Source organism: Cohnella endophytica, from assembly GCF_003628305.1.
GTDB classification, from domain to species: domain Bacteria; phylum Bacillota; class Bacilli; order Paenibacillales; family Paenibacillaceae; genus Cohnella; species Cohnella endophytica.
Window position 1 is genome coordinate 1 of record NZ_RBZM01000014.1, and the last position, 18259, is coordinate 18259.

The 18259-nt window shown below is 52.0% G+C and carries 19 protein-coding genes, 1 rRNA gene, 1 pseudogene and 1 riboswitch; of the genes and pseudogenes, 4 read left to right on the forward strand and 17 right to left on the reverse strand.

Annotated elements, in window-relative coordinates:
- Both D7Z26_RS24895 and D7Z26_RS24900 read right to left on the reverse strand, forming a co-directional pair.
- Nucleotides 1–124 (reverse strand): 16S ribosomal RNA (locus tag D7Z26_RS24895); the annotation flags it as partial.
- A gap of 343 nt (nucleotides 125–467) precedes the next feature.
- The gene (locus tag D7Z26_RS24900) at nucleotides 468–1349 is read right to left on the reverse strand and encodes a nucleotidyltransferase-like protein (RefSeq protein ID WP_120979747.1); all 882 of its coding nucleotides are present in this window, start codon (nucleotides 1347–1349) and stop codon (nucleotides 468–470) included.
- A gap of 174 nt (nucleotides 1350–1523) precedes the next feature.
- Here D7Z26_RS24900 and D7Z26_RS24905 point away from each other — a divergent pair, with 174 nt between their 5' ends.
- Nucleotides 1524–1895 carry a DUF2614 family zinc ribbon-containing protein gene (locus D7Z26_RS24905; protein ID WP_120979748.1) on the forward strand — a complete coding sequence of 124 codons (372 nt, stop codon included), beginning with the start codon at nucleotides 1524–1526 and terminating at the stop codon, nucleotides 1893–1895.
- A gap of 61 nt (nucleotides 1896–1956) precedes the next feature.
- Here D7Z26_RS24905 and D7Z26_RS24910 read toward each other — a convergent pair whose 3' ends face one another.
- From D7Z26_RS24910 to gatC, 8 genes are all read right to left on the reverse strand, one after another.
- On the reverse strand, nucleotides 1957–3696 hold the full coding sequence (locus tag D7Z26_RS24910) for a glycosyl hydrolase family 18 protein (RefSeq protein WP_233567195.1): 1740 nt from the start codon (nucleotides 3694–3696) through the stop codon (nucleotides 1957–1959).
- A gap of 185 nt (nucleotides 3697–3881) precedes the next feature.
- The gene (locus tag D7Z26_RS24915; protein WP_120979749.1) at nucleotides 3882–4313 is read right to left on the reverse strand and encodes a Fur family transcriptional regulator; all 432 of its coding nucleotides are present in this window, start codon (nucleotides 4311–4313) and stop codon (nucleotides 3882–3884) included.
- A gap of 138 nt (nucleotides 4314–4451) precedes the next feature.
- Nucleotides 4452–5369 carry a DUF6677 family protein gene (locus tag D7Z26_RS24920; RefSeq protein ID WP_120979750.1) on the reverse strand — a complete coding sequence of 306 codons (918 nt, stop codon included), beginning with the start codon at nucleotides 5367–5369 and terminating at the stop codon, nucleotides 4452–4454.
- Nucleotides 5370–5389: 20 nt separating this feature from the next.
- Entirely contained in the window at nucleotides 5390–6103 is a 714-nt protein-coding gene (locus tag D7Z26_RS24925) for an MgtC/SapB family protein (protein WP_120979833.1), read from the reverse strand.
- Between the two features lie 114 nt (nucleotides 6104–6217).
- On the reverse strand, nucleotides 6218–6700 hold the full coding sequence (locus D7Z26_RS24930) for a GNAT family N-acetyltransferase (RefSeq protein ID WP_120979751.1): 483 nt from the start codon (nucleotides 6698–6700) through the stop codon (nucleotides 6218–6220).
- Between the two features lie 85 nt (nucleotides 6701–6785).
- Nucleotides 6786–8219 (reverse strand): Asp-tRNA(Asn)/Glu-tRNA(Gln) amidotransferase subunit GatB, encoded by a 1434-nt coding sequence (gatB, locus tag D7Z26_RS24935; protein ID WP_120979752.1) that lies wholly within the window; start codon nucleotides 8217–8219, stop codon nucleotides 6786–6788.
- A gap of 12 nt (nucleotides 8220–8231) precedes the next feature.
- Nucleotides 8232–9692: an Asp-tRNA(Asn)/Glu-tRNA(Gln) amidotransferase subunit GatA gene (gene gatA, locus D7Z26_RS24940; RefSeq protein WP_120979753.1), complete on the reverse strand. Its 1461-nt coding sequence runs from the start codon at nucleotides 9690–9692 to the stop codon at nucleotides 8232–8234.
- Nucleotides 9693–9711: 19 nt separating this feature from the next.
- Entirely contained in the window at nucleotides 9712–9999 is a 288-nt protein-coding gene (gatC, locus tag D7Z26_RS24945) for an Asp-tRNA(Asn)/Glu-tRNA(Gln) amidotransferase subunit GatC (protein ID WP_120979754.1), read from the reverse strand.
- Between the two features lie 146 nt (nucleotides 10000–10145).
- On the opposite strand from gatC, the gene D7Z26_RS24950 reads away from it, so the two are divergent.
- Nucleotides 10146–11207, forward strand: a complete 1062-nt coding sequence (locus tag D7Z26_RS24950; RefSeq protein WP_120979755.1) for an EAL domain-containing protein — start codon at nucleotides 10146–10148, stop codon at nucleotides 11205–11207.
- 88 nt (nucleotides 11208–11295) lie between these two features.
- Here the strand turns inward: D7Z26_RS24950 and D7Z26_RS24955 are convergent, their stop codons facing one another.
- The gene (locus D7Z26_RS24955) at nucleotides 11296–11679 is read right to left on the reverse strand and encodes an ATPase (protein WP_120979756.1); all 384 of its coding nucleotides are present in this window, start codon (nucleotides 11677–11679) and stop codon (nucleotides 11296–11298) included.
- Nucleotides 11680–11930: 251 nt separating this feature from the next.
- Nucleotides 11931–12098, forward strand: a riboswitch (cyclic di-AMP (ydaO/yuaA leader).
- Between the two features lie 118 nt (nucleotides 12099–12216).
- On the opposite strand from D7Z26_RS24955, the gene D7Z26_RS24960 reads away from it, so the two are divergent.
- Nucleotides 12217–14043 (forward strand): APC family permease, encoded by a 1827-nt coding sequence (locus D7Z26_RS24960; RefSeq protein ID WP_120979757.1) that lies wholly within the window; start codon nucleotides 12217–12219, stop codon nucleotides 14041–14043.
- Nucleotides 14044–14057: 14 nt separating this feature from the next.
- On the opposite strand, the gene D7Z26_RS24965 is transcribed toward D7Z26_RS24960, so the two are convergent.
- Nucleotides 14058–15272: a M24 family metallopeptidase gene (locus D7Z26_RS24965; RefSeq protein ID WP_120979758.1), complete on the reverse strand. Its 1215-nt coding sequence runs from the start codon at nucleotides 15270–15272 to the stop codon at nucleotides 14058–14060.
- Nucleotides 15273–15781: 509 nt separating this feature from the next.
- Between D7Z26_RS24965 and D7Z26_RS27890 the strand changes: the two are divergent.
- Nucleotides 15782–16101, forward strand: a pseudogene (locus D7Z26_RS27890) (DJ-1/PfpI family protein); the annotation flags it as partial.
- On the opposite strand, the gene D7Z26_RS24975 reads toward D7Z26_RS27890, so the two are convergent.
- Genes D7Z26_RS24975 through D7Z26_RS24985 form a run of 5 tightly spaced genes read right to left on the reverse strand, consistent with a single transcriptional unit; the run spans nucleotide 16102 to nucleotide 18256 of the window.
- Nucleotides 16102–16584 carry a hypothetical protein gene (locus tag D7Z26_RS24975; RefSeq protein ID WP_120979759.1) on the reverse strand — a complete coding sequence of 161 codons (483 nt, stop codon included), beginning with the start codon at nucleotides 16582–16584 and terminating at the stop codon, nucleotides 16102–16104.
- A gap of 19 nt (nucleotides 16585–16603) precedes the next feature.
- The gene (locus D7Z26_RS24980; RefSeq protein WP_120979760.1) at nucleotides 16604–17035 is read right to left on the reverse strand and encodes a hypothetical protein; all 432 of its coding nucleotides are present in this window, start codon (nucleotides 17033–17035) and stop codon (nucleotides 16604–16606) included.
- Nucleotides 17032–17178 (reverse strand): hypothetical protein, encoded by a 147-nt coding sequence (locus D7Z26_RS27375; protein ID WP_158602437.1) that lies wholly within the window; start codon nucleotides 17176–17178, stop codon nucleotides 17032–17034. Before D7Z26_RS27375 ends, D7Z26_RS24980 begins: the two co-directional genes overlap by 4 nt.
- A gap of 19 nt (nucleotides 17179–17197) precedes the next feature.
- Nucleotides 17198–17347, reverse strand: a complete 150-nt coding sequence (locus D7Z26_RS27610) for a hypothetical protein (RefSeq protein ID WP_199731779.1) — start codon at nucleotides 17345–17347, stop codon at nucleotides 17198–17200.
- A 15-nt stretch (nucleotides 17348–17362) separates the two neighbouring features.
- The gene (locus D7Z26_RS24985; RefSeq protein WP_120979761.1) at nucleotides 17363–18256 is read right to left on the reverse strand and encodes a hypothetical protein; all 894 of its coding nucleotides are present in this window, start codon (nucleotides 18254–18256) and stop codon (nucleotides 17363–17365) included.
- Nucleotides 18257–18259: the final 3 nt, after the last annotated feature.

Here is an 18259-nt window from a genome sequence, read left to right on the forward strand (position 1 = left end):
CGTGTTACTCACCCGTCCGCCACTAACCTAGAAGTTAGCAAGCTAACTTCTAGATTCGTTCGACTTGCATGTATTAGGCACGCCGCCAGCGTTCGTCCTGAGCCAGGATCAAACTCTCCATAATAGTTGAAGCCGAAGCTTCGTATTACAGAGCCTTTTGAGGCTCAATCTGTATTGCTGGTTTGTCTCCGCCGACTCGAAAGTCGACCTCGACGTTTGTTTGTTTCTTACGCTCAATGTTCAGTTTTCAAAGAACAATTTGTGTTTCGTTTTTCGTCGTCCGCGCTAACGGCGACTTTTATAATATACCACAGTTCGTTTCATCAATGCAAGTGTTTTTTTCAATTTCTTTTTGCATTTTCGTTTTTCGCTGTGTCCGCGTCTTAAGTCTTTTTCAGCGGCGAGATATAATTTATCACAGAACCGCGCCTAGAGTCAACAGTTTTTTCGACATTTTTTTAATTCGTTTAATATCCTTTTGCGGCGGCATATTTCAGCTCCAATAATCCATGCATCGACGGCTGCGCGCTCTTGGCAACTTCGAGTATGCATCCCCGGCTAACAAGCTTCTGCAGCAGGACGGACAGCTCCAACGATAAGCCCGCCAGATCCGGATGCTGCTGCAGTTCGGGAGGCGTCCAGGGTTCGTCCCTGCTCTCGATTAACCTGATGAGCAGCGCGCACGAAGATTCCATCTTATTAAGAATAGAAAACTCGCATGCCAGCAATACGAGTTGAATTCGTTGCTCCAACGTCTCCCTGCTAGTCGTAAGCTCTTCGAACAACTTATATATGCCGGGATTCACCCTGCGCATCTGTTCCCATACCGTCAACTCCGGATGCATGCCTTCTTCTACTAATACGATATGCGCCCAAAAATGCAAAGAAGCGAGTATGTTGGAATACGCGTCTAGCTCCCGGCCATCCTTCAGATCCTGCTTTGCCTGCAAATACGACCGAACGAACCGGGAAAACTCGCTAAGCAGCTTTTGCTCGCGCAAAAGCGGAGACCATTCCATTAATCGGCTCCGCAGTCCCGTTATGTAATTATCCTGATCGATCAAAACCTCACCCTGCACGAGCCAATAAATCACGTTCCGGGGGTTTCCGCTCACGATCCAGCTTTCCAATAACTCCGGAGTCGCGCGTCTGACCAGGATACGATGATCGTTCCACATCCAATGCTCGGAATCTTTGCCCGTGCCGATGGATTTTTTGACGATCAACGCCAATCTGTCCATTCCATCGATCAGCGGTTGATAGGAAAATGGATTCGCCACAAGAAGAAGGCTAATGATACCTTCTTCCTTGCCAAGCCGATCTAGATAAAACGATTCCTTGTTGCCCATATGAGCCACTCTTTTCACATCCTCATAAGTTTCGGTCCAGGCGGAGCCGTTCCAAGGTGGTCTGTCCCACAAATGTGAGCTATAATTAATTTTACGAGTAAGGTCTAGTTCTACAACCGATCTCATGATTCCTGCTGAGTGCCGGGACATGAGTTCAAGATGGGAGATAACAACATGAAATGGAAAGCGAGTAAAATATCGACGATGCGCACTTGGGGTTTGCTCCTCGTGTTCGTCGGCATGGGAATCATGGTTTTCGGAACAAGCGGTATTCTGCTCTTCGGAGCCGTCGGAAAAATTATTGCGGCCGTATTCATGGTATTCGGGATCATTAGCTGCTTCGTGAGCATGGGCATTTACTTCTATGTAGGTATGCTCTCCACGAGCGCCCCGGTTATCGATTGTCCGGAATGCGGAAAAAGAACGAAGATGCTCGGAAAAACGGACCGCTGCATGTACTGTCATACGATACTCACGTCCGATCCGACACTGGCAAGCGAAGGCGCTCCCGTTGCTGACGGGTCGCACGTTCAAGTCCAACCCTAAACAGACGATACGTAAAACCCTCCGGATCGATATCCGGAGGGTTTTGTTGTTTTCCAATGCTTTAAGGTCTGCTTTGCAGCGTTTGATCGAGCGCTTCCCAAACATCCTTCGATTCGAATCCGCGCCTCCAAGAAGCGACTCCCGCCAATTGATAGGATTTAGCCAGTTCCGCCCTTGCTTGTATTGAATTCGCGTCCTCTATCCATATTTTCTTGACCGTCTGACCCTCTTTAAATTCCACGTATTGTTGGCCGGTTTCCTCCGATAACGTCGGTTTCAGCTTTTTCTCCGCGATTAAGGCATTAACCGCATCCATGCTCATCGTTTTCGAAGAAACTTTCACCCCGCCTTTGCCATCCGGCTCCTCCGTCCAGATCCTTGTGTAGAACGGTACGCCCAAGATCAGCTTTCGAGACGGCACCTTATCTTCCTGCAATATCCGCTTCACGGAATTTTCCGCCCACGACAGCGAGGATACCGAGCCCGCTTGGGGACTGGACGCCCAATGTTCGTCGTACGCCATGACCATCATGAAGTCCACGACCGGCGCGAGTCGTTCTCTATCCAGAAACGCCGACCACATTTCGCTATTGGATTTCGGCGTAACGTCTATCGAAACGACGAGATTCTGCTCGTGAAGAAGCGGAGTCATCTCTCGAACGAACTGCACCAAGTTGTCCATATCCTTCGTATATACGTTCTCGAAATCGATATTGACCCCTTGCAGTTTAAACGCCTTCGCATAGGCGAGCATTTGTTGGATCATCTCAAAACGCGTTTCGTAGGAAGATAGCGCGGCATGCGTACGATCCGGCTCAAAACCGTTGCTGAACATCCCCCATACTTGCATTCCTTTCGAATGCGCCCAAGCGGAATAGGCTGCATCCGCATTGCTCCGAACTTTGCCAGTACCGTCCATCAGCTCGAACCAGCTCGGGCTAACCACGTTAACGCCCTTCAGTTCTCCGATCTTGGACGTATCCGGATTGGCTGAATATACGGCTTCCCAAGTCAAATTAATCCGTTGTCCGTTCCCTTTCCAAGCAACGAAGGCATCCTCCGGTTCGGCGGCCGCGGGAATCTTCTCAACGGTTAACAAAGATACGGCCCCTTTGGAGACATAGCCGATGTTGCCCGCTTTGGATTCCGCCTTGTACCATCCGTCCTCTTCCCCCCACAAGCGCAAATCCGATCCCGAAGGCAAATCCTCGATGATCGCGAACGACTTGTTCGGTCCTTCCCGCAACTGGATGCCCTTCTTCTTCGTCTCGGGAACTCCGGCATGTTGAATCGCTTCTCCCGGCAAGAACAGAGAAACGATGCCCGAAGGCTCTCCGACTTCCGCGTGAAGGCCGAACAATTCGGTTAGAGGAGCCATAGGCAAGTACAGCTTGTCACCGATTTTCTTCGCGGCGAATTGCAACGAGAAAGGTTTCCGATTTAGCGTGGCATCGAGTTGTCCCGTCTTGAATTGCAACACTTTAGAGTCGGTCGTTAAGATGATCGTTTCCGTCTTCTCTTCGTAGCGTATGCCATCTCCCATCAACTGCTGGGCAATCGTTAGAGGTATAAGTAACCCTTCGGCGGTACCTTGAGCGTATTCTTCGGTCCATTTGCCCTGTACCATAATCGCATGAGGATTAACGGAGTACTCCGGTTTTACGTAAGAAGTGTTGGCCGAATTTTCCGTTTTCCACCAGATAACGGCTGCGGCGGCGGCGACGAAGAGCAGCAAGAACATCATCCATCGGCCGGATCGTCTGCGCGTTCGGCGCGGGCCGGTCATAAGATCGGTATTCAATTCCTTTCACTCTCCATTTCCGCAGTTCTAGCTGCTTGGCTTGTCCTCTAAGTTAACGATTCAATCCGCATGAAAGTTGCGTCATTGTCTTCTGCAACAAGGCAGTTTGTCTTATCTCCGGCGTATTAAAAAAGCACGTCAAGGCATAAAATCCCCGCGTGCTTTAATCAAACTTCTTTGTTCGTTCAGGAATGCATGCCTTTACAGGATGGGCACAAACCGTAAATCTCCAACCGATGTCCGAAAACGCTGAACCCCGTCGAAGCGATCGCGGCATGTTCGACTTCCTTCACCTGCGGATGGTCAAAATCGACGATCGTCCCGCAATTCGTGCATGTCACGTGATAATGGTCCGACATATCCGCGTCGAAACGGCTGGAATCGTCTCCATAGGTAAGTTCCCGAACGAGTCCGGCATCTACGAAAACCTTTAAATTGTTATATACGGTCGCAACGCTCAAACTCGGATACTGCGGAGATAACGCGCGAAAAATGTCGTCCGCGGTAGGATGGGTATAGGACTCCATTAAAAATTGAAGTATCGCATACCTTTGAGGAGTCATCCGGACTCCGCCGGATTTGAGCTGGTCCACGGCATGCTCGACCTTGGATTCCATGCTCTCACAGCCTTTCTCGTATATCGTCTGCGCGATGAAGTTGAATATAGCTTTATTCTACGGTTCGAATTTGGCCATTGTCAATGGAATATCCATCCCCGCTCATTCCTCGCCGTGATCGCAGGGCTTTTTCCCGCTTCAGTTTCCTTTGCGCTGGGGTCCTCGAGTCTCCCAAATCCACAATCCGACACCCGCTCCTATCAAAATGATGGCGCCTAGCATCGAACTGAAGGAATGAAACAGCCAGTTCGTCCATTTTGCACCCGCCATAATTAGAATGACGACTCCGATTATCGACAAAAACATGATTCCGAGCGGGGGAACTCCGCGAGCCAGGCTCTCTTCGATCGAACTCGCGTTAAACCCTCTGCCCGGAGCCATCGGCGGGTGGGCAGCGGCAAACGCATTACGATCGTTCACGTAGTCGGTACTCTGTATCGCATCGAACAAGCTATAGAAATAAATAATCGGCAATAACAGGCTAAGCAGCACGATCGATAAAACATTGTTGCCGTCCACCGACACATATACGATCGCCGAAATATCGAGAGCGATGAGAACCATAAGGACGATACCCTTCACCATAAGCCTTAAATACATATGTCCGATTCCCGGGACCAAGAACGCCAGCAATCCCGCTACCCACTTCTTACGCTTCGCGTATCGGTAATTAGGGTCGAAGCCCGATCCCTTAATCGCATCGAAGAGATTATAGAAATAGACGACCGGCAGGAGGACGCTAAGCAGCACGATAGCGAACACGTTTTCCTTTTCTAAGGAAGCATAAACAATGGCCACGATGTCCAATGCGACGAGCAGCATAAGGACGATTCCTTTTAGCATGCGCCCTAAATACATATGCCCGATTCCCGGCACTAGAAACGCCAATAACCCGGCGATCCAGTTCTTTTTGTTCGGTATCCGCGAATGACCTTCCCTCGGATACCCCGGTACGGGGCCATATCCCGGCCAGGGCTCCTGATTCATCGGTTCTCCGTCAGGGCTAGGCGGCAGCGGATAATCGCTTCCCGCGTCCCATTCCTCCGGTTTTTTCATCCTTAATCCCTCCGACTTTGCTATTCCGCCGCAACGGCTCTAACCTCGGGCATCCGATTGAATTCATCGGCGATAAACAACAACTGCTCCCTATGGGGCAATATTGCCGTTATGACGACGCGTTGCAGTCTATATAACGGTCCATCCATCGCTTCGTCCATGTCGATGAAACGTACTTTGACCAGCTTGGCGCGATGTCCGGTCAACACGGCTTGAAAACCCGCGATCGGCGCGGTAAGCTCCGCGTCTCCGGATACCGTAATGATAAACGTGCATTCGCCGCGGTTATTGACATAACGTCTCTCTACGATGTTTAAACCCCATAGAATAAGCAATACCATGAAGACCGATAGTACGGCAGGTAAATAAAAACCGGCTCCGACGGTCAAACCGATCGCCATAACGACCCAGATCGAGGCGGCCGTCGTTAAACCCGTAATGGACTTGCCCGTAAACAGAATCGTACCCGCACCTAGAAACCCGACGCCCGTTATGACTTGGGCCGCCAATCGAGCAGGATCCAATCGTACGTTGGGCTCATTCACGAAATCCGCGAACCCGTACATCGAAAGAATCATAAGCAAACAAGAACCCAGGCATACGAGCGTATGCGTTCGCAAGCCGGCCGCATGGTTCTTGCGCTCCCTCTCGAAACCGATAAGCCCGCCAAGAATGACGGACAAGAGGAGCCGAATGACCAGATGCACGTTATCGATTTCCCATGGACTGTGCATGCGCATCCCTACCGTCATATTATTTTCATCATTGTAGCATGGGGGAAATAGACCTTACAATGGTTTATCGGCGGGGACAAAACCTAGGCTTTGGTCGGAGATGAAACGGTTTATTTAAGTCGATAAAGGCATTCTCACAAGCCGCAACAACTCGATGTCGGGTATCGGCTTAAACGAATCCCGAGCCACGAAGCCGAATCGCCCATAAAGGGACAACGCCGGCGTATTGCGGATTTCGGCGGTCACCGTCCAGCGGGAACCCGGCGGTCGTTCGGATAACAACCGATCCAATAGTTTTCTGCCGATCCCTTGGCGATGAACGTCGGGATGAACCATTAATCTGCAAATCGTATAATGATCGGGTTCGGCGCTGTCCGAATCTTGTTCGTAGGATATAGCCCCGTTCAACTCCCCGTCCTCATCCCTGCAGCCTAAAAAGGTTTCTCCGCACGCTTGCAATGACTCTACCGTATCGCGAAGCGGGGGCAGATCCGTCACTCCGATCAAAGCCGCTTCCGAGCGATATGCAGGATGCTGAAGCGCCCATATCGCCTCGGCCGTATCGCGATCCTTAATATCCAGAGAAATAATCTCCAAAACCGTTACGCTCCTTTAGTGACCGAATGATTGAACAAAACGACAAACCCGCCGCGAGAGCGAATTTGCCGTTTCTTGTTGATCCCTATGCGTTCAAGCGTTCGACGAGCAATTTGTTGACGAGCCCCGGGTTCGCCTTGCCCTTCGTTTCTTTCATGATTTGACCGACTAGGAAACCGATCGCTTTTTCTTTGCCGTTACGGAAGTCCTCGACGGATTGCGGATTGGCCGCGATGACCGAGTCGACGATCGACAAGATGGCGCCTTCGTCGCTGATCTGAACCAAGCCTTGTTCTTCGACGATCTGCTGCGGAGATTTTCCCGTCTCGAGCAGCCCCTTGAATACGGTCTTGGCGATCTTCGTGCTGATCGTACCCTTCTCGATGAGCTGGATCATCTCGCCCAAACCTTGGCCGGTGATCTTCACGTCTCCGAGTTCTTGGTTGTTCGCGTTCAAATAACCGAGTAAATCCCCCATGATCCAGTTGGCGGAAGCTTTCGCGTCGCTCGTATGCTTCAGGCTTTCCTCGAAGAAATCGGCGAGCTTCATCGAAGCCGTCAGTACGCCGGCATCATAGGAGGACAACCCGAATTGCTCGATATAGCGCGCTTGTCGGGCATCGGGGAGCTCCGGAATAGAAGCCTTGACGCGCGCTTTCCATTCCGAGTCGATGTGTAAGCGGACGAGATCCGGATCCGGGAAGTAGCGGTAATCGTGCGCTTCTTCTTTGCCTCGCATGCTGAACGTTTTCCCTTGGGATTCGTCCCACCGACGAGTTTCTTGCACGACGATGCCGCCGCCGTCGAGAATATCCGCCTGACGCAGCTCCTCGTATTCGAGTCCGCGTTGTACGCCGCGGAAGGAGTTCATGTTCTTTAGCTCCGCGCGGATGCCGAATTTCTCCTGACCGTAAGGGCGGATACTGATATTGGCGTCGCAACGCAGGCTGCCCTCTTCCATCTTGACGTCGGAGACGTCGCAATACTGCATGATGGCGCGCAGCTTCTCCAGATAAGCTTTCGCTTCCTCGGGAGACCGAAGATCCGGCTCGGACACGATCTCGATAAGAGGCGTACCTACGCGATTCAAATCGACCAATGAACCGAAACCGCCTTCGATGTGCGTCAGTTTGCCCGCGTCTTCTTCCAGATGCAGGCGCGTAATGCCGATCCGTTTGGTTTTGCCGTTCACTTCGATATCGATCCAGCCGTTCTGGCCGATCGGCTGGTCGAATTGAGAAATTTGATAAGCTTTCGGCGAATCCGGGTAGAAATAGTTTTTTCGGTCGAATTTGCACCATTCCGCGACTTCGCAATTAATCGCCATTGCGGCTTTCATGGCGTATTCGACGGCTTGGCGGTTCAGTACCGGCAGAACGCCGGGGTGGCCCAGGCAAACCGGGCATGTATGCGTATTGGGCGGTGCGCCGAAGGACGTCGAGCAGCCGCAGAAAATCTTGGATTTCGTATGCAGCTCGACGTGTACCTCAAGGCCGACGACCGTTTCGTATTTGGACATAACGCGCTCCTCCTAAGACAGTGCCGGACGCAGGTCGTGGAACCCGGTTTGGCTTTCGAATGCGTGCGCCGCCCTTAATACCGTGCTTTCGTCGAAAGGCTTGCCGATGATCTGTAATCCGACCGGCAATCCTTCCGCCGTTCCGCAAGGGATACTGATGGCGGGCACACCCGCCAAGCTGACGGGGATCGTGCAAATATCGTTTAAGTACATCGTCAGCGGATCGCCCACTTGCTCGCCGAGCTTAAATGCCGGAGTGGGAGCCGTAGGGCCGACGATCAGGTCATACTTCTCGAACACTTGATCGAAGTCTTGCTTGATCAAGGTGCGAACTTGCTGAGCTTTCTTATAATAAGCGTCATAATAGCCCGAGCTTAACGCATAGGTACCTAACATGATCCTGCGTTTCACTTCCGGTCCGAATCCTTCGCTCCGCGAACGGCGGTAAAGGTCGAGTAGGTTCGCCGGATTGTCGGCGCGGACGCCGTAACGGACGCCGTCGAACCGGGCGAGGTTGGAGGAGGCTTCCGACGACGCGAGCAAATAATAGGTCGCGACGGCATAATCCGTATGCGGAAGGGAGACTTCGTCCCATGTCGCGCCCATCGATTCGAACACTCGTAGCGCTTCCAGCACGCGTTCCTTCACCTGCGGGTCGATGCCTTGTCCGAGGTACTCCTTGGGAACGCCGATGCGCAAGCCTTTGACGTCTCCGGTCAATGCGGACAAATAATCCGGTACGTCAACATTCGCCGAAGTGGTATCGCGCGAGTCGTGTCCTGCGATCGCTTGCAGCACGAAAGCGGAATCTTCTACGTTTTTCGTAATCGGACCGATCTGATCGAGCGAGGAGGCGAATGCCACGAGCCCGAAACGCGAAACTAGGCCGTAGGTCGGTTTCAATCCGACGACGCCGCAATAAGCGGCCGGCTGGCGGATCGAACCGCCCGTATCGGAACCGAGGGCGAAGTAAACTTGACCCGCCGCCACGGATGCCGCGGACCCCCCGCTGGAGCCGCCGGGTACGCGATCCAGGTCCCAAGGGTTGCGAACCGCGCGGTAAGCGGAGTTCTCGTTAGATCCGCCCATCGCGAATTCGTCCATATTCAGCTTGCCGATCGTGACGGATTGCGCCGCGCGAAGCTTCGTAACGACCGCAGCGTCATAGATCGGATCGTGGTTCTCCAAGAACTTGGAGCCGCACGTCGTACGCAGCCCTTCGGTAACGATATTGTCTTTAATGCCCGCAGGCACGCCGAACAGCAAACCGCGCTCTCCTCCGGCAGCCAGTTGCGCATCCAACGCGAGAGCTTCCTTGCGGGCTCCGTCCTCGTTCAGAGCAAGGAACGCGCCGATTCGGCCGTCCGTATCGGAAATTCGTTTAAGCGATTGATCGACCAACTCGCTGACGGATAATTGTTTATTTTGAAGGCGATTATGTAATTCGGGTAATCTCAAATCAAAAACCGACATACTGTGCTCCTCCTAATCTTTATTCCAGAACCGCGGGCACTTTGAATTGCCCTTCCTCGTCTTCCGGAGCGTTGAGTAATACTTTCTCGATCGGCCAGGAAGGCTTCACGACGTCCTCCCTCATAACGTTGGCTAGAGGCAGTACGTGGCTGGTAGGCTCGATTCCTTCCGTATCCAGTTCGTTCAGCTTCTCGGCGTATTTAAGAATGGCGTTTAACTGGCCGGCGAATTGTTCCTTCTCCGTGTCCGACAGTTCCAAGCGCGCCAGATTAGCTACATGCTCGACATCTTTAATCGTGATACTCATGCTTGTATAACCCTCCTTATTTCCACAATTCCGCTCATTCTTTTCATTATATCGGACAAACTAAGGGAACTCAATGAGTGTTGAACGCTTCAAAGCTTGTCGAAATGGGTAAAATAGCTATCTAAGATCAGGCGAGGAGGGATACGATGTCCAGATACCATGATTTGTTCTCCACCGCCCCTTTAAAGGATTTCGGTCTCGTGGAATTCGCGGCGGATGACATGGCCTCGCGTCGAATCATCGGCAACGCGATCGAGGAATTCGCTAGCCATGAACAACCACCGCTTTCCGCGCGTTATGATAATTCGCAGCAATTGCTTATGTTAATGAGCAAACTGCAGAGGAAATTACCCGTGGGGGACGCGGAGAGCGTTCGATGCAGAATATCTTGCGATTCGGATAACAACGCGGAAAATGATCAACATGCTTCGGATGGATGGTTCCCTCTAAGCGGATTGTTCGGCGAAGTCGGCGGAAAAAGCGTCTCCGAAACGATCTTGTATCGTTTATTTACGACTTACCTTCAGCCCATCGTGCAACTGAACGGTAACGTAGTCGGATACGAATTCCTTTTGCGGCCTATGCCGGAGCAGATGCCTTTCCGACCCGCGGAATTGTTCGATAAGGCTCGCAAAATCGGTCAGCATTCCTTCTTGGATCGGGCCGCAAGGCAATCGGCCATCCGCATGGGCGCGTCGCATCTGCAGGAAGGCGTAAAAAGATTCATTAATTTTCTGCCTTCTTCGCTGCATCGCCCTTCGGCTTGCCTGCAAGGAACTTTCGAGCTCATGAAGGAAGTGGGTACCGATCCGGGCGACTATGTTTTCGAAGTGATCGAAACGGAGCCGCTGGACGATCCTAGGTTATCGGATGTATTCGACGTCTATCGGAGACAAGGCGCAAGGCTCGCTCTCGACGATGTCGGAAGCGGCTTCGCCACGTTAAACGCGGTCGAACTATTGCAACCGGATTACGTGAAGATGGACCGCAGATGGATAAGCGGTTGCGATAAGGACCCGGGCAAACAGCGATATATTCACAATTTGCTGGACCGCGTTTCGCGATTTAACGGCGTCGTTCTCGCGGAAGGCGTGGAACGGGAAGCCGAGTGGGATTACTTGCGTCAAGCCGGCGTTCCGTTATTCCAAGGGTACTTGTTCGGCAGGGCCATGCCCGTCCCTTCCGCCGTCCCCGCAGGTGTATATTAATAATAAAAGCTCCGGCAGGCTGAAGGACATACGGGATCAGTCCCATACGTCCTTCTGCCTGCCGGAGCTTTTTGGGCTATGGCCGGGCTTATATCCAAGCTTTCAAGTTCACTTGCCGGATAAACTCCTCGCGACTCAGCGCTTCCTTGCCCGTTTCTTCGACGGGCTGCTCTTCCTCTCGGCCGCCGTTCATGATGTGTTTGAACAGCTCCTCGTTACGGGTTACCAAAGCGAAGTCGATGAGCGCTTCCCTCTCGATCCTATCTACTTCCAGTTCGAGCAACGTCTCTTCCAATTCGATATCTTCGCAGGGTACATAGAATTGCCGGTTAGCTACCGGTACCCGAATAATATAATCAAACGCGCTATCGTTGTTGCGATCGTAAGCGATCACGTACCCATATTCGCCTAGAGGCAAGTTCTGCTCAAACCGGTCACCCACGATGACGATTTTCTCCCCAAGCTTCAGCATACCGATTCTCCCCTTTCTATCTTTCCGATCTTATTTCCTATCCTACTAAAAAACGATTCCTCTATGCAAATCCTGTCGATTGGAAGTTTTGCCAGTTACTCGATATGGCCTCATTTAAGGGGCTATGATCAGAGTTGAAGCCTTGTATGCGCATTCATGATTAGAACGCGACTTAATCGCGGTTATTTGGCTGAAATCGAGGTTTTACAGGAAGGGGCATGAGGGAATATGATCATTCCAGTTAGTTCATATATCCGTTAACGCTGAATTTTCAATTGAAAATCGGGGGAACCACCGGCATCGATTCGTTCGATCGCCAAATGGGGTGAATCAGCGACGCCGTAAACCGGTGCCGCAGTAGGGCGACTCTAACGCCCGAATCCGTCAGCTAACCTCGTAAGCGTCTTTAGAGGGTGAAACAACTTCGGTTCGATTACGACCGCAGGGATTCCTCTGCGGTTTTTTTGTGGTGAAAATCGGTTTAACGGAAACATTAACACCATGCACATTATCAAGCATATTTGGCGGTGAAAAGGCATGTTATCTACGATCAAAAGATTATTAATCGGACGCCCCTTGAAATCCACTGCCTTAGGGGAACAGAAATTGAACAAAACGAAGGCGCTGGCCATCCTTTCCTCGGATGCCCTTTCCTCGGTCGCTTACGGCCCGGAACAAATCTTAATCGTGCTGGTTACGGTTGGCGCGACGGCCTTCTGGTATTCGATTCCGATCGCGATCGGCGTATTGATCTTGTTGACGGCGCTGATTTTATCCTACAGGCAAATTATTCACGCTTACCCGCATGGAGGCGGAGCTTACGTCGTCTCCAAAGAAAACCTCGGAGTATTGCCCGGCTTAATATCCGGCGGATCCCTGTTGGTCGATTATATTTTAACGGTGGCGGTAAGCGTATCGGCGGGTACCGACGCCATTACCTCCGCTTTCCCCAGCTTGCATGAACATACCGTGCTTATCGCCAGCGTATTCGTGATCTTTATAACTATCCTGAACCTAAGGGGGGTTACGGAGTCCGCGTCGATTTTGGCTTATCCCGTATATTTGTTCGTGGTCGCGCTGTTCGTGTTGATCGGCGTCGGTATCTACAAAATCGCTACAGGTTCGATACCTCCGGATTTGCATGCTTCGATCGGCACGCCGGTGGCAGGAATCAGCCTGTTCCTGCTGCTCAAAGCTTTCGCGTCGGGAAGCTCCGCGTTAACGGGGGTCGAGGCGATTTCCAACGCCATTCCGAACTTTAAGCATCCCGCTCCCATCAACGCTTCGCGCACGCTTCTCGCGATGGGCGGCTTGTTGGCCGTGTTGTTCTCGGGAATCGTGTATTTAGCTTATTATTACGGCATCTCCCCCAAGGTCGAGGTAACGGTCGTCTCGCAAATCGCGGAACAAACCTTCGGAAGGCACTTCATGTACTTTTTTATCCAGGGTACGACCGCATTGATCCTCATTCTTGCCGCGAATACGGGCTATTCCGCTTTTCCGTTGCTTGCGGTCAATTTGGCCAAAGATAAATTCATTCCAAGAATCTTCACGGCCAGAGGCGATCGGCTAGGCTATTCGAACGGGATTATCATGCTGGGATTCCTATCCATCGTTTTGATTATCTCATTCCATGGACGAACCGAGCACTTAATTCCGCTGTATGCCGTCGGCGTATTCATTCCGTTCACCTTGTCGCAGACGGGGATGATCGTCAAATGGGTTCGCCACAAACCGGCCGGTTGGGTATCCAAACTCGTTATTAATTCGATCGGAGCCCTTATCAGCTTTACCGTTTCCATGATGTTCTTCATCACGAAATTCGAGCAAGTCTGGTCGGTTATTATTTTCTTGCCGCTAATTATTTTCATTTTCCATCGCATCAAAAAGCATTACGAATCCGTCGGCGAACAATTGCGATTATCGACATGCGAGCCGACGATGCCGATCGAGGGGAACGTGTTTATTCTCCCGGTGTCCGGACTCACGCACGTCGTCGAAACTTCGATTAACTACGCCAAGTCCTTGTCCGCTCAACAGATCATCGCCGTCTACATTCCTTTCGAACGGGAAGACGAAACGATTTTCGTGGAAAAATGGAAAAAATGGCAGCCCGACATCCGTCTCGTTACGTTGCACTCGCCATACCGAACGATTATTCAGCCGCTAATGAAGTTCGTCGATACCGTCGAGCGCAAAGCGCGCGAATCCAACTACCAGGTTACGGTCGTCATCCCTCAATTCATTCCTAAGAAAGGCTGGCACAATATTTTGCACAATCAAACCAGCCTCATGATCCGAACGCGCTTGCTTTATCGCAAGAACGTGATCGTAACGACCGTGCCTTATCATCTGAAAAAATAAAGCGCGAGTCGGCGTTACCGAGCGGGCTTGGAGTAGATTCGTTCCGGAGAAACGGTCAGCGGCCTGCAGCCGGTTTCTGTGATCAGGTAGGTGTTCTCTACGCCGACGACGCCGACTCCCGGGAACGTGAATTTGGGCTCGACGGCGATCGTCATGCCCGGCTCGAGCGGATCGCGAAATCCTCGGGCGAGAACGGGCCACTCGTCGATCTCAAGACCGATACCGTGGCCGAGGAATTTGACTTGATCGCGACCGAAACCCATGAAGTGTTCGGAAAGTCCCGCAGCCTCCGCTATCCTTAAAGCTTCCGCATAGAGCTGCTCCGGTGCCGTCCCCGGCCGGAGCTGCTTTTCGCTATGCCTCATAATTGCCGTCGCCGTCTCGTAAGCGGCGAGCAACTCGGTTGACATCTCTCCGATTACCGCCGTACGCGTCTGGTCGATCGTGTAGCCGTCTACGCAGCAACCGATATCGATTAGAATCGGCTCGTTGCGGCGGATAGGTCGGCGGCTTGAGCTTTGCGGCCCGGCCGGAGTTAGCCCTCGGCCGCCGGCGGGACCGTCGAAATAGGTCGGCTCCGCGGCCGCATCCCCGGCAGCGACGACTCCGGTCATGATTTCCTGGTTGTATCCTCTCATTCTCATTAGGCCGATGTGACCGTCGCGGCGAAGCTCCCCCTCGATGACCGTCATGAGCTCCAGCTCGGTCATCCCTTCCTTGAGCGCATCGATACCGGACTCCAACGCCTTGGCGACTATGGCCGCCGCATTGGAAATCCGTTCTATTTCAAATGCGGATTTGACGCTTCGGACGATACGGAGCAACGCGGAGGCATCCTTCAGGCTCGCTTGCGGAATCGCTTCGGTTAACCTTAGATAAAGCTGCGCAGGCATAACATCGAGATCCGCACCAATAGCGACGGTTTTTGTCTCAGGGGGGAATACCTCCGGATAATCCGTTGCCAGCTGTTGACCGAATGTACGGAAGGAAATTAACTCCTCCGTTCTGACATGCGACTCTGCTTGAGCCCGAGCTAAGCTTCTTCTTACGTAATAGGTAGGCGTCCCATCAACGGGAACGAACAAATAACCGGTTTGCATCGAACCGGTGAAATAATAGATTCCGACATTTTGGGAAACCAGGCAGCCTTGCAGTCCGACTTGGGCCATGCGTTCCTGCAGCCTTTGCTGTCTATTCAGCCACTCTTCCCGTGGCGGGTCGATATGCATCTTCTATTCGCGCCCCTTTGCGACTTGCGTTACACGCTATTATTAGAACAAATAGCGAGGCAATGCGTCAACTTTCGGGGTTGCGGACTTCCGAATTCGGGGCGGATGCTGGTATAGGTGCGTTTTAGGGTTCGGGCGGATACGATTAATGGCTATATGGCCATACTCCAAGTAACATTCCTTTACTTACACGAATCTTCGGACGCGCTCCCCATACTCCAAGTAACATTTCTTTACCTGCACGCCTCTTCGGACGCTCTCTCCGTACTCCAAGTAACATATCTTTACTTACAAGCCTCTTCTCACGCGATCTCCATACTGCAAGTAACATTCCTTTAATTGCGAGCCTTACCGCAAAATATAATCGGGCTGAGGCTACCTTAAATGAATTGGTCTGGTTATTAGTCCGTTTACCTTTATAAAAGAAACCTCCGTCCCACTATCGTATTGGGTTGGAGGCCTTTATCTAACGGTTAGACTATTAAAGTAAGAGGTCATTTACCGTAATTTATCTTAGCCGATTTAAACTTTCGGCAGACAAGCAATTAATCGGTTCCATGTGCTCAGGAGCTTTGTTATTAGGAGCCATGGGGTTCTTAACCGGTGAGCAGGCTACAACGTATCCGACCGCGGCAGATTAATTAGTTTCATTTAGAGTGGAAGTGGTCAACGAGAGCTTTGTAACAACGGCAACATCAGCACAGCAGCTGGATGTCTCGCTGGACAGGTACTATCATCTTGGGTCATCGAAACTTTATTAGGTTCAGAAATGACCAATCGTGTCTTAGAGACGGTACAGCCTGTTGGTAAAGGGCTAAATATTTTTTAGTCAATATACAAGCTCTGCCGAGCCTTTAAGATCCCATTCCACGGGGGCGAGGACGCCGAATAGACGGGGATATTCTAGGTGAACGATGAGCACGACGCCGGGTCTCGCGAGAGTGACTTCGTACCCGTACTGCGAATTGCGGTACGTATACGGAAAAACTTCGTCCTCGTTCACGACGACGAACGCCCGTACGTCGGCCGCCTCGCGGAGGAAGCTACCGGGGAGCGGGTTCAGTTCCGCGTCGAGCGCAAGATTGCCTCGCAAATAGTCCCAAGCCGCCCCTCGAGCGGACTCCGGTTGAAGGGAAAGCACGCCCATCTCGAGTTTGTTCCGATCCAGTTGCTGCGCTGCGGCATGCGCCGCGCGATCAATCGCGCGCTTCGCTTCATGTACGGTGCCCATTGCGACTTCTTCATCCATCTGCAAGGCATGGAGCGTCCACCAAACCACGATCATAAGCACGCTGAACACCAGCTTAGCCATTATTAGCGTCTTCCCCTTCTTATCCCGCGGGAACGAATTCGCTCATCTTCATCCCGCTTCCCGATATTCGCGAGTCCGAGGAAGGCGGCTCCAATCCGATTAAACGGTCGATGTTCAGCAAGTTATCGTACGGATAGGCGATTCGTAGTCGAATCCCGATCCCCCTTGAAAGCGGAGAGAAAGCATTTGTCGCATCGGCTCCCGTCGTGGATGCCACTTCATATTGAAGCGACGGAGCGTTGAAGCCATACCGCGACAGCCGCTCCCTCGATTCCGCGATCATGCTTCCATCGATGTACCCATATCTGCCGCTGGCTCCGATCTCGAGCATGTAATCCGCTTCTTGCTGAAGAAGCGCCTGCCGAATGATAAGTACATGCTTGTAAATGGGCGAGAACATCAGCCAGCAGAACAACGCGGCGAACAGCACGAATACGAGCAGTTGCTTCACGGACTGATTCGGCTAATGAAATCCGCCATTCGCTTCCCGGAATCCGCGATACGCTCGTTAGCTCCCCCGTTTCCCTGGGCGAAGCCGGAATAAATAAGAACAACCGTGACGATCAATAACATGGTCATGAGAAGCTGCCGCATTGTATCGCCGCCCCCTTTCTTAAGGCTTCAAGTTGCCGAGCGTCGCATTGGCCGTGTTGCCGTGCGTCTCGATGCGGGCGCGCGTGCCCGTATTATCCTGCGCTACGATCGTATTGAACATCAGAGCGACAACGATCAGCATCATAACCGTAATCAAAATGTTGCGCATTCGTTTCCCTCCTCTCTAAGGGTTCAAAGCGTCGAATAGCTTTGCCGCTTCCTGCACCCATGGATATAGAAAAATTTGAAACGTGTACAATATCGGTATGCCCGCCAATACGAACAACAAGTAAGATGTCGTCTCCTTGCGGCTGTCCTTGGCGAGCTCGATCTGGGCTTTATAATCTCTTACGATCTCGCGGAGCATCGCGTAAATTTCTTCGCTCTCGTTCAAACGCAACGAGCGCATGCTTTCCGCGAAGCCGTAAGCTTCATCCGTGCCGAGTCGCTCCTTGAAGCGTCTGAGCGCAGCATCGGCGTCGTGATACCATTCGTTTAACAGCAGTCCCATTTCGCCCCGAATGTGCCGCGTCAAAGCAAGGCATTTCATCAGTTTGCCGTGCAGATGAAGTCTGGAGCCCGTATAGTAAAGCAATTGGCTGCTGACCGCCACGATTTCCCGCCTAATCCGGTCCGTTCGGTATCTCCGGATAGATTGAAGCCAATATCTGTCTGAGGCAGCCAATATACAGAGGATAAGAAACGCGAGAATCGCGTTCCATCCGACCGTTGCCTTCAATAGCCCCCAATTCATCCCAACGTACGCCCCTCCTCCGAGAAACGGAAAGACAAAGAGCGCGCATCGGCGATAAGCCAAATAGGACTCCGGAGGATAACGGATCCCGCAGCCCGAGAGGAGCATTCTTCTCTCTTGCAAGCCGACGCTCATCGCATCCGTTCGCCATATTTTTAACCACCAACGCGGAGTGCCCCGTTCGCGCCATCCTCGCAGCTGAATCAACCAGCGGTTACGGGGCGCGTAAACCAGCCTTAGCACTAGAAAAATTCCGACGAAGGAAAGTACAAATTGGATGAATCCTCCGATACCGGCCATGAGCGATTGCACATAAAAAGCCACGAT

Excerpts from the sequence above, each read along its gene's own strand:
- D7Z26_RS24900 (WP_120979747.1), bottom strand. The coding sequence starts at position 1,349 with ATGGGCAACAAGGAATCGTTTTATCTAGATCGGCTTGGCAAGGAAGAA.
- D7Z26_RS24905 (WP_120979748.1), top strand. The coding sequence starts at position 1,524 with ATGAAATGGAAAGCGAGTAAAATATCGACGATGCGCACTTGGGGTTTG.
- D7Z26_RS24915 (WP_120979749.1), bottom strand. The coding sequence starts at position 4,313 with ATGGAATCCAAGGTCGAGCATGCCGTGGACCAGCTCAAATCCGGCGGA.
- D7Z26_RS24920 (WP_120979750.1), bottom strand. The coding sequence starts at position 5,369 with ATGAAAAAACCGGAGGAATGGGACGCGGGAAGCGATTATCCGCTGCCG.
- D7Z26_RS24925 (WP_120979833.1), bottom strand. The coding sequence starts at position 6,103 with ATGCACAGTCCATGGGAAATCGATAACGTGCATCTGGTCATTCGGCTC.
- gatB (WP_120979752.1), bottom strand. The coding sequence starts at position 8,219 with ATGTCCAAATACGAAACGGTCGTCGGCCTTGAGGTACACGTCGAGCTG.
- gatA (WP_120979753.1), bottom strand. The coding sequence starts at position 9,692 with ATGTCGGTTTTTGATTTGAGATTACCCGAATTACATAATCGCCTTCAA.
- gatC (WP_120979754.1), bottom strand. The coding sequence starts at position 9,999 with ATGAGTATCACGATTAAAGATGTCGAGCATGTAGCTAATCTGGCGCGC.
- D7Z26_RS24950 (WP_120979755.1), top strand. The coding sequence starts at position 10,146 with ATGTCCAGATACCATGATTTGTTCTCCACCGCCCCTTTAAAGGATTTC.
- D7Z26_RS24955 (WP_120979756.1), bottom strand. The coding sequence starts at position 11,679 with ATGCTGAAGCTTGGGGAGAAAATCGTCATCGTGGGTGACCGGTTTGAG.
- D7Z26_RS24960 (WP_120979757.1), top strand. The coding sequence starts at position 12,217 with ATGTTATCTACGATCAAAAGATTATTAATCGGACGCCCCTTGAAATCC.
- D7Z26_RS24965 (WP_120979758.1), bottom strand. The coding sequence starts at position 15,272 with ATGCATATCGACCCGCCACGGGAAGAGTGGCTGAATAGACAGCAAAGG.
- D7Z26_RS24975 (WP_120979759.1), bottom strand. The coding sequence starts at position 16,584 with ATGGCTAAGCTGGTGTTCAGCGTGCTTATGATCGTGGTTTGGTGGACG.
- D7Z26_RS27375 (WP_158602437.1), bottom strand. The coding sequence starts at position 17,178 with ATGCGGCAGCTTCTCATGACCATGTTATTGATCGTCACGGTTGTTCTT.
- D7Z26_RS27610 (WP_199731779.1), bottom strand. The coding sequence starts at position 17,347 with ATGCGCAACATTTTGATTACGGTTATGATGCTGATCGTTGTCGCTCTG.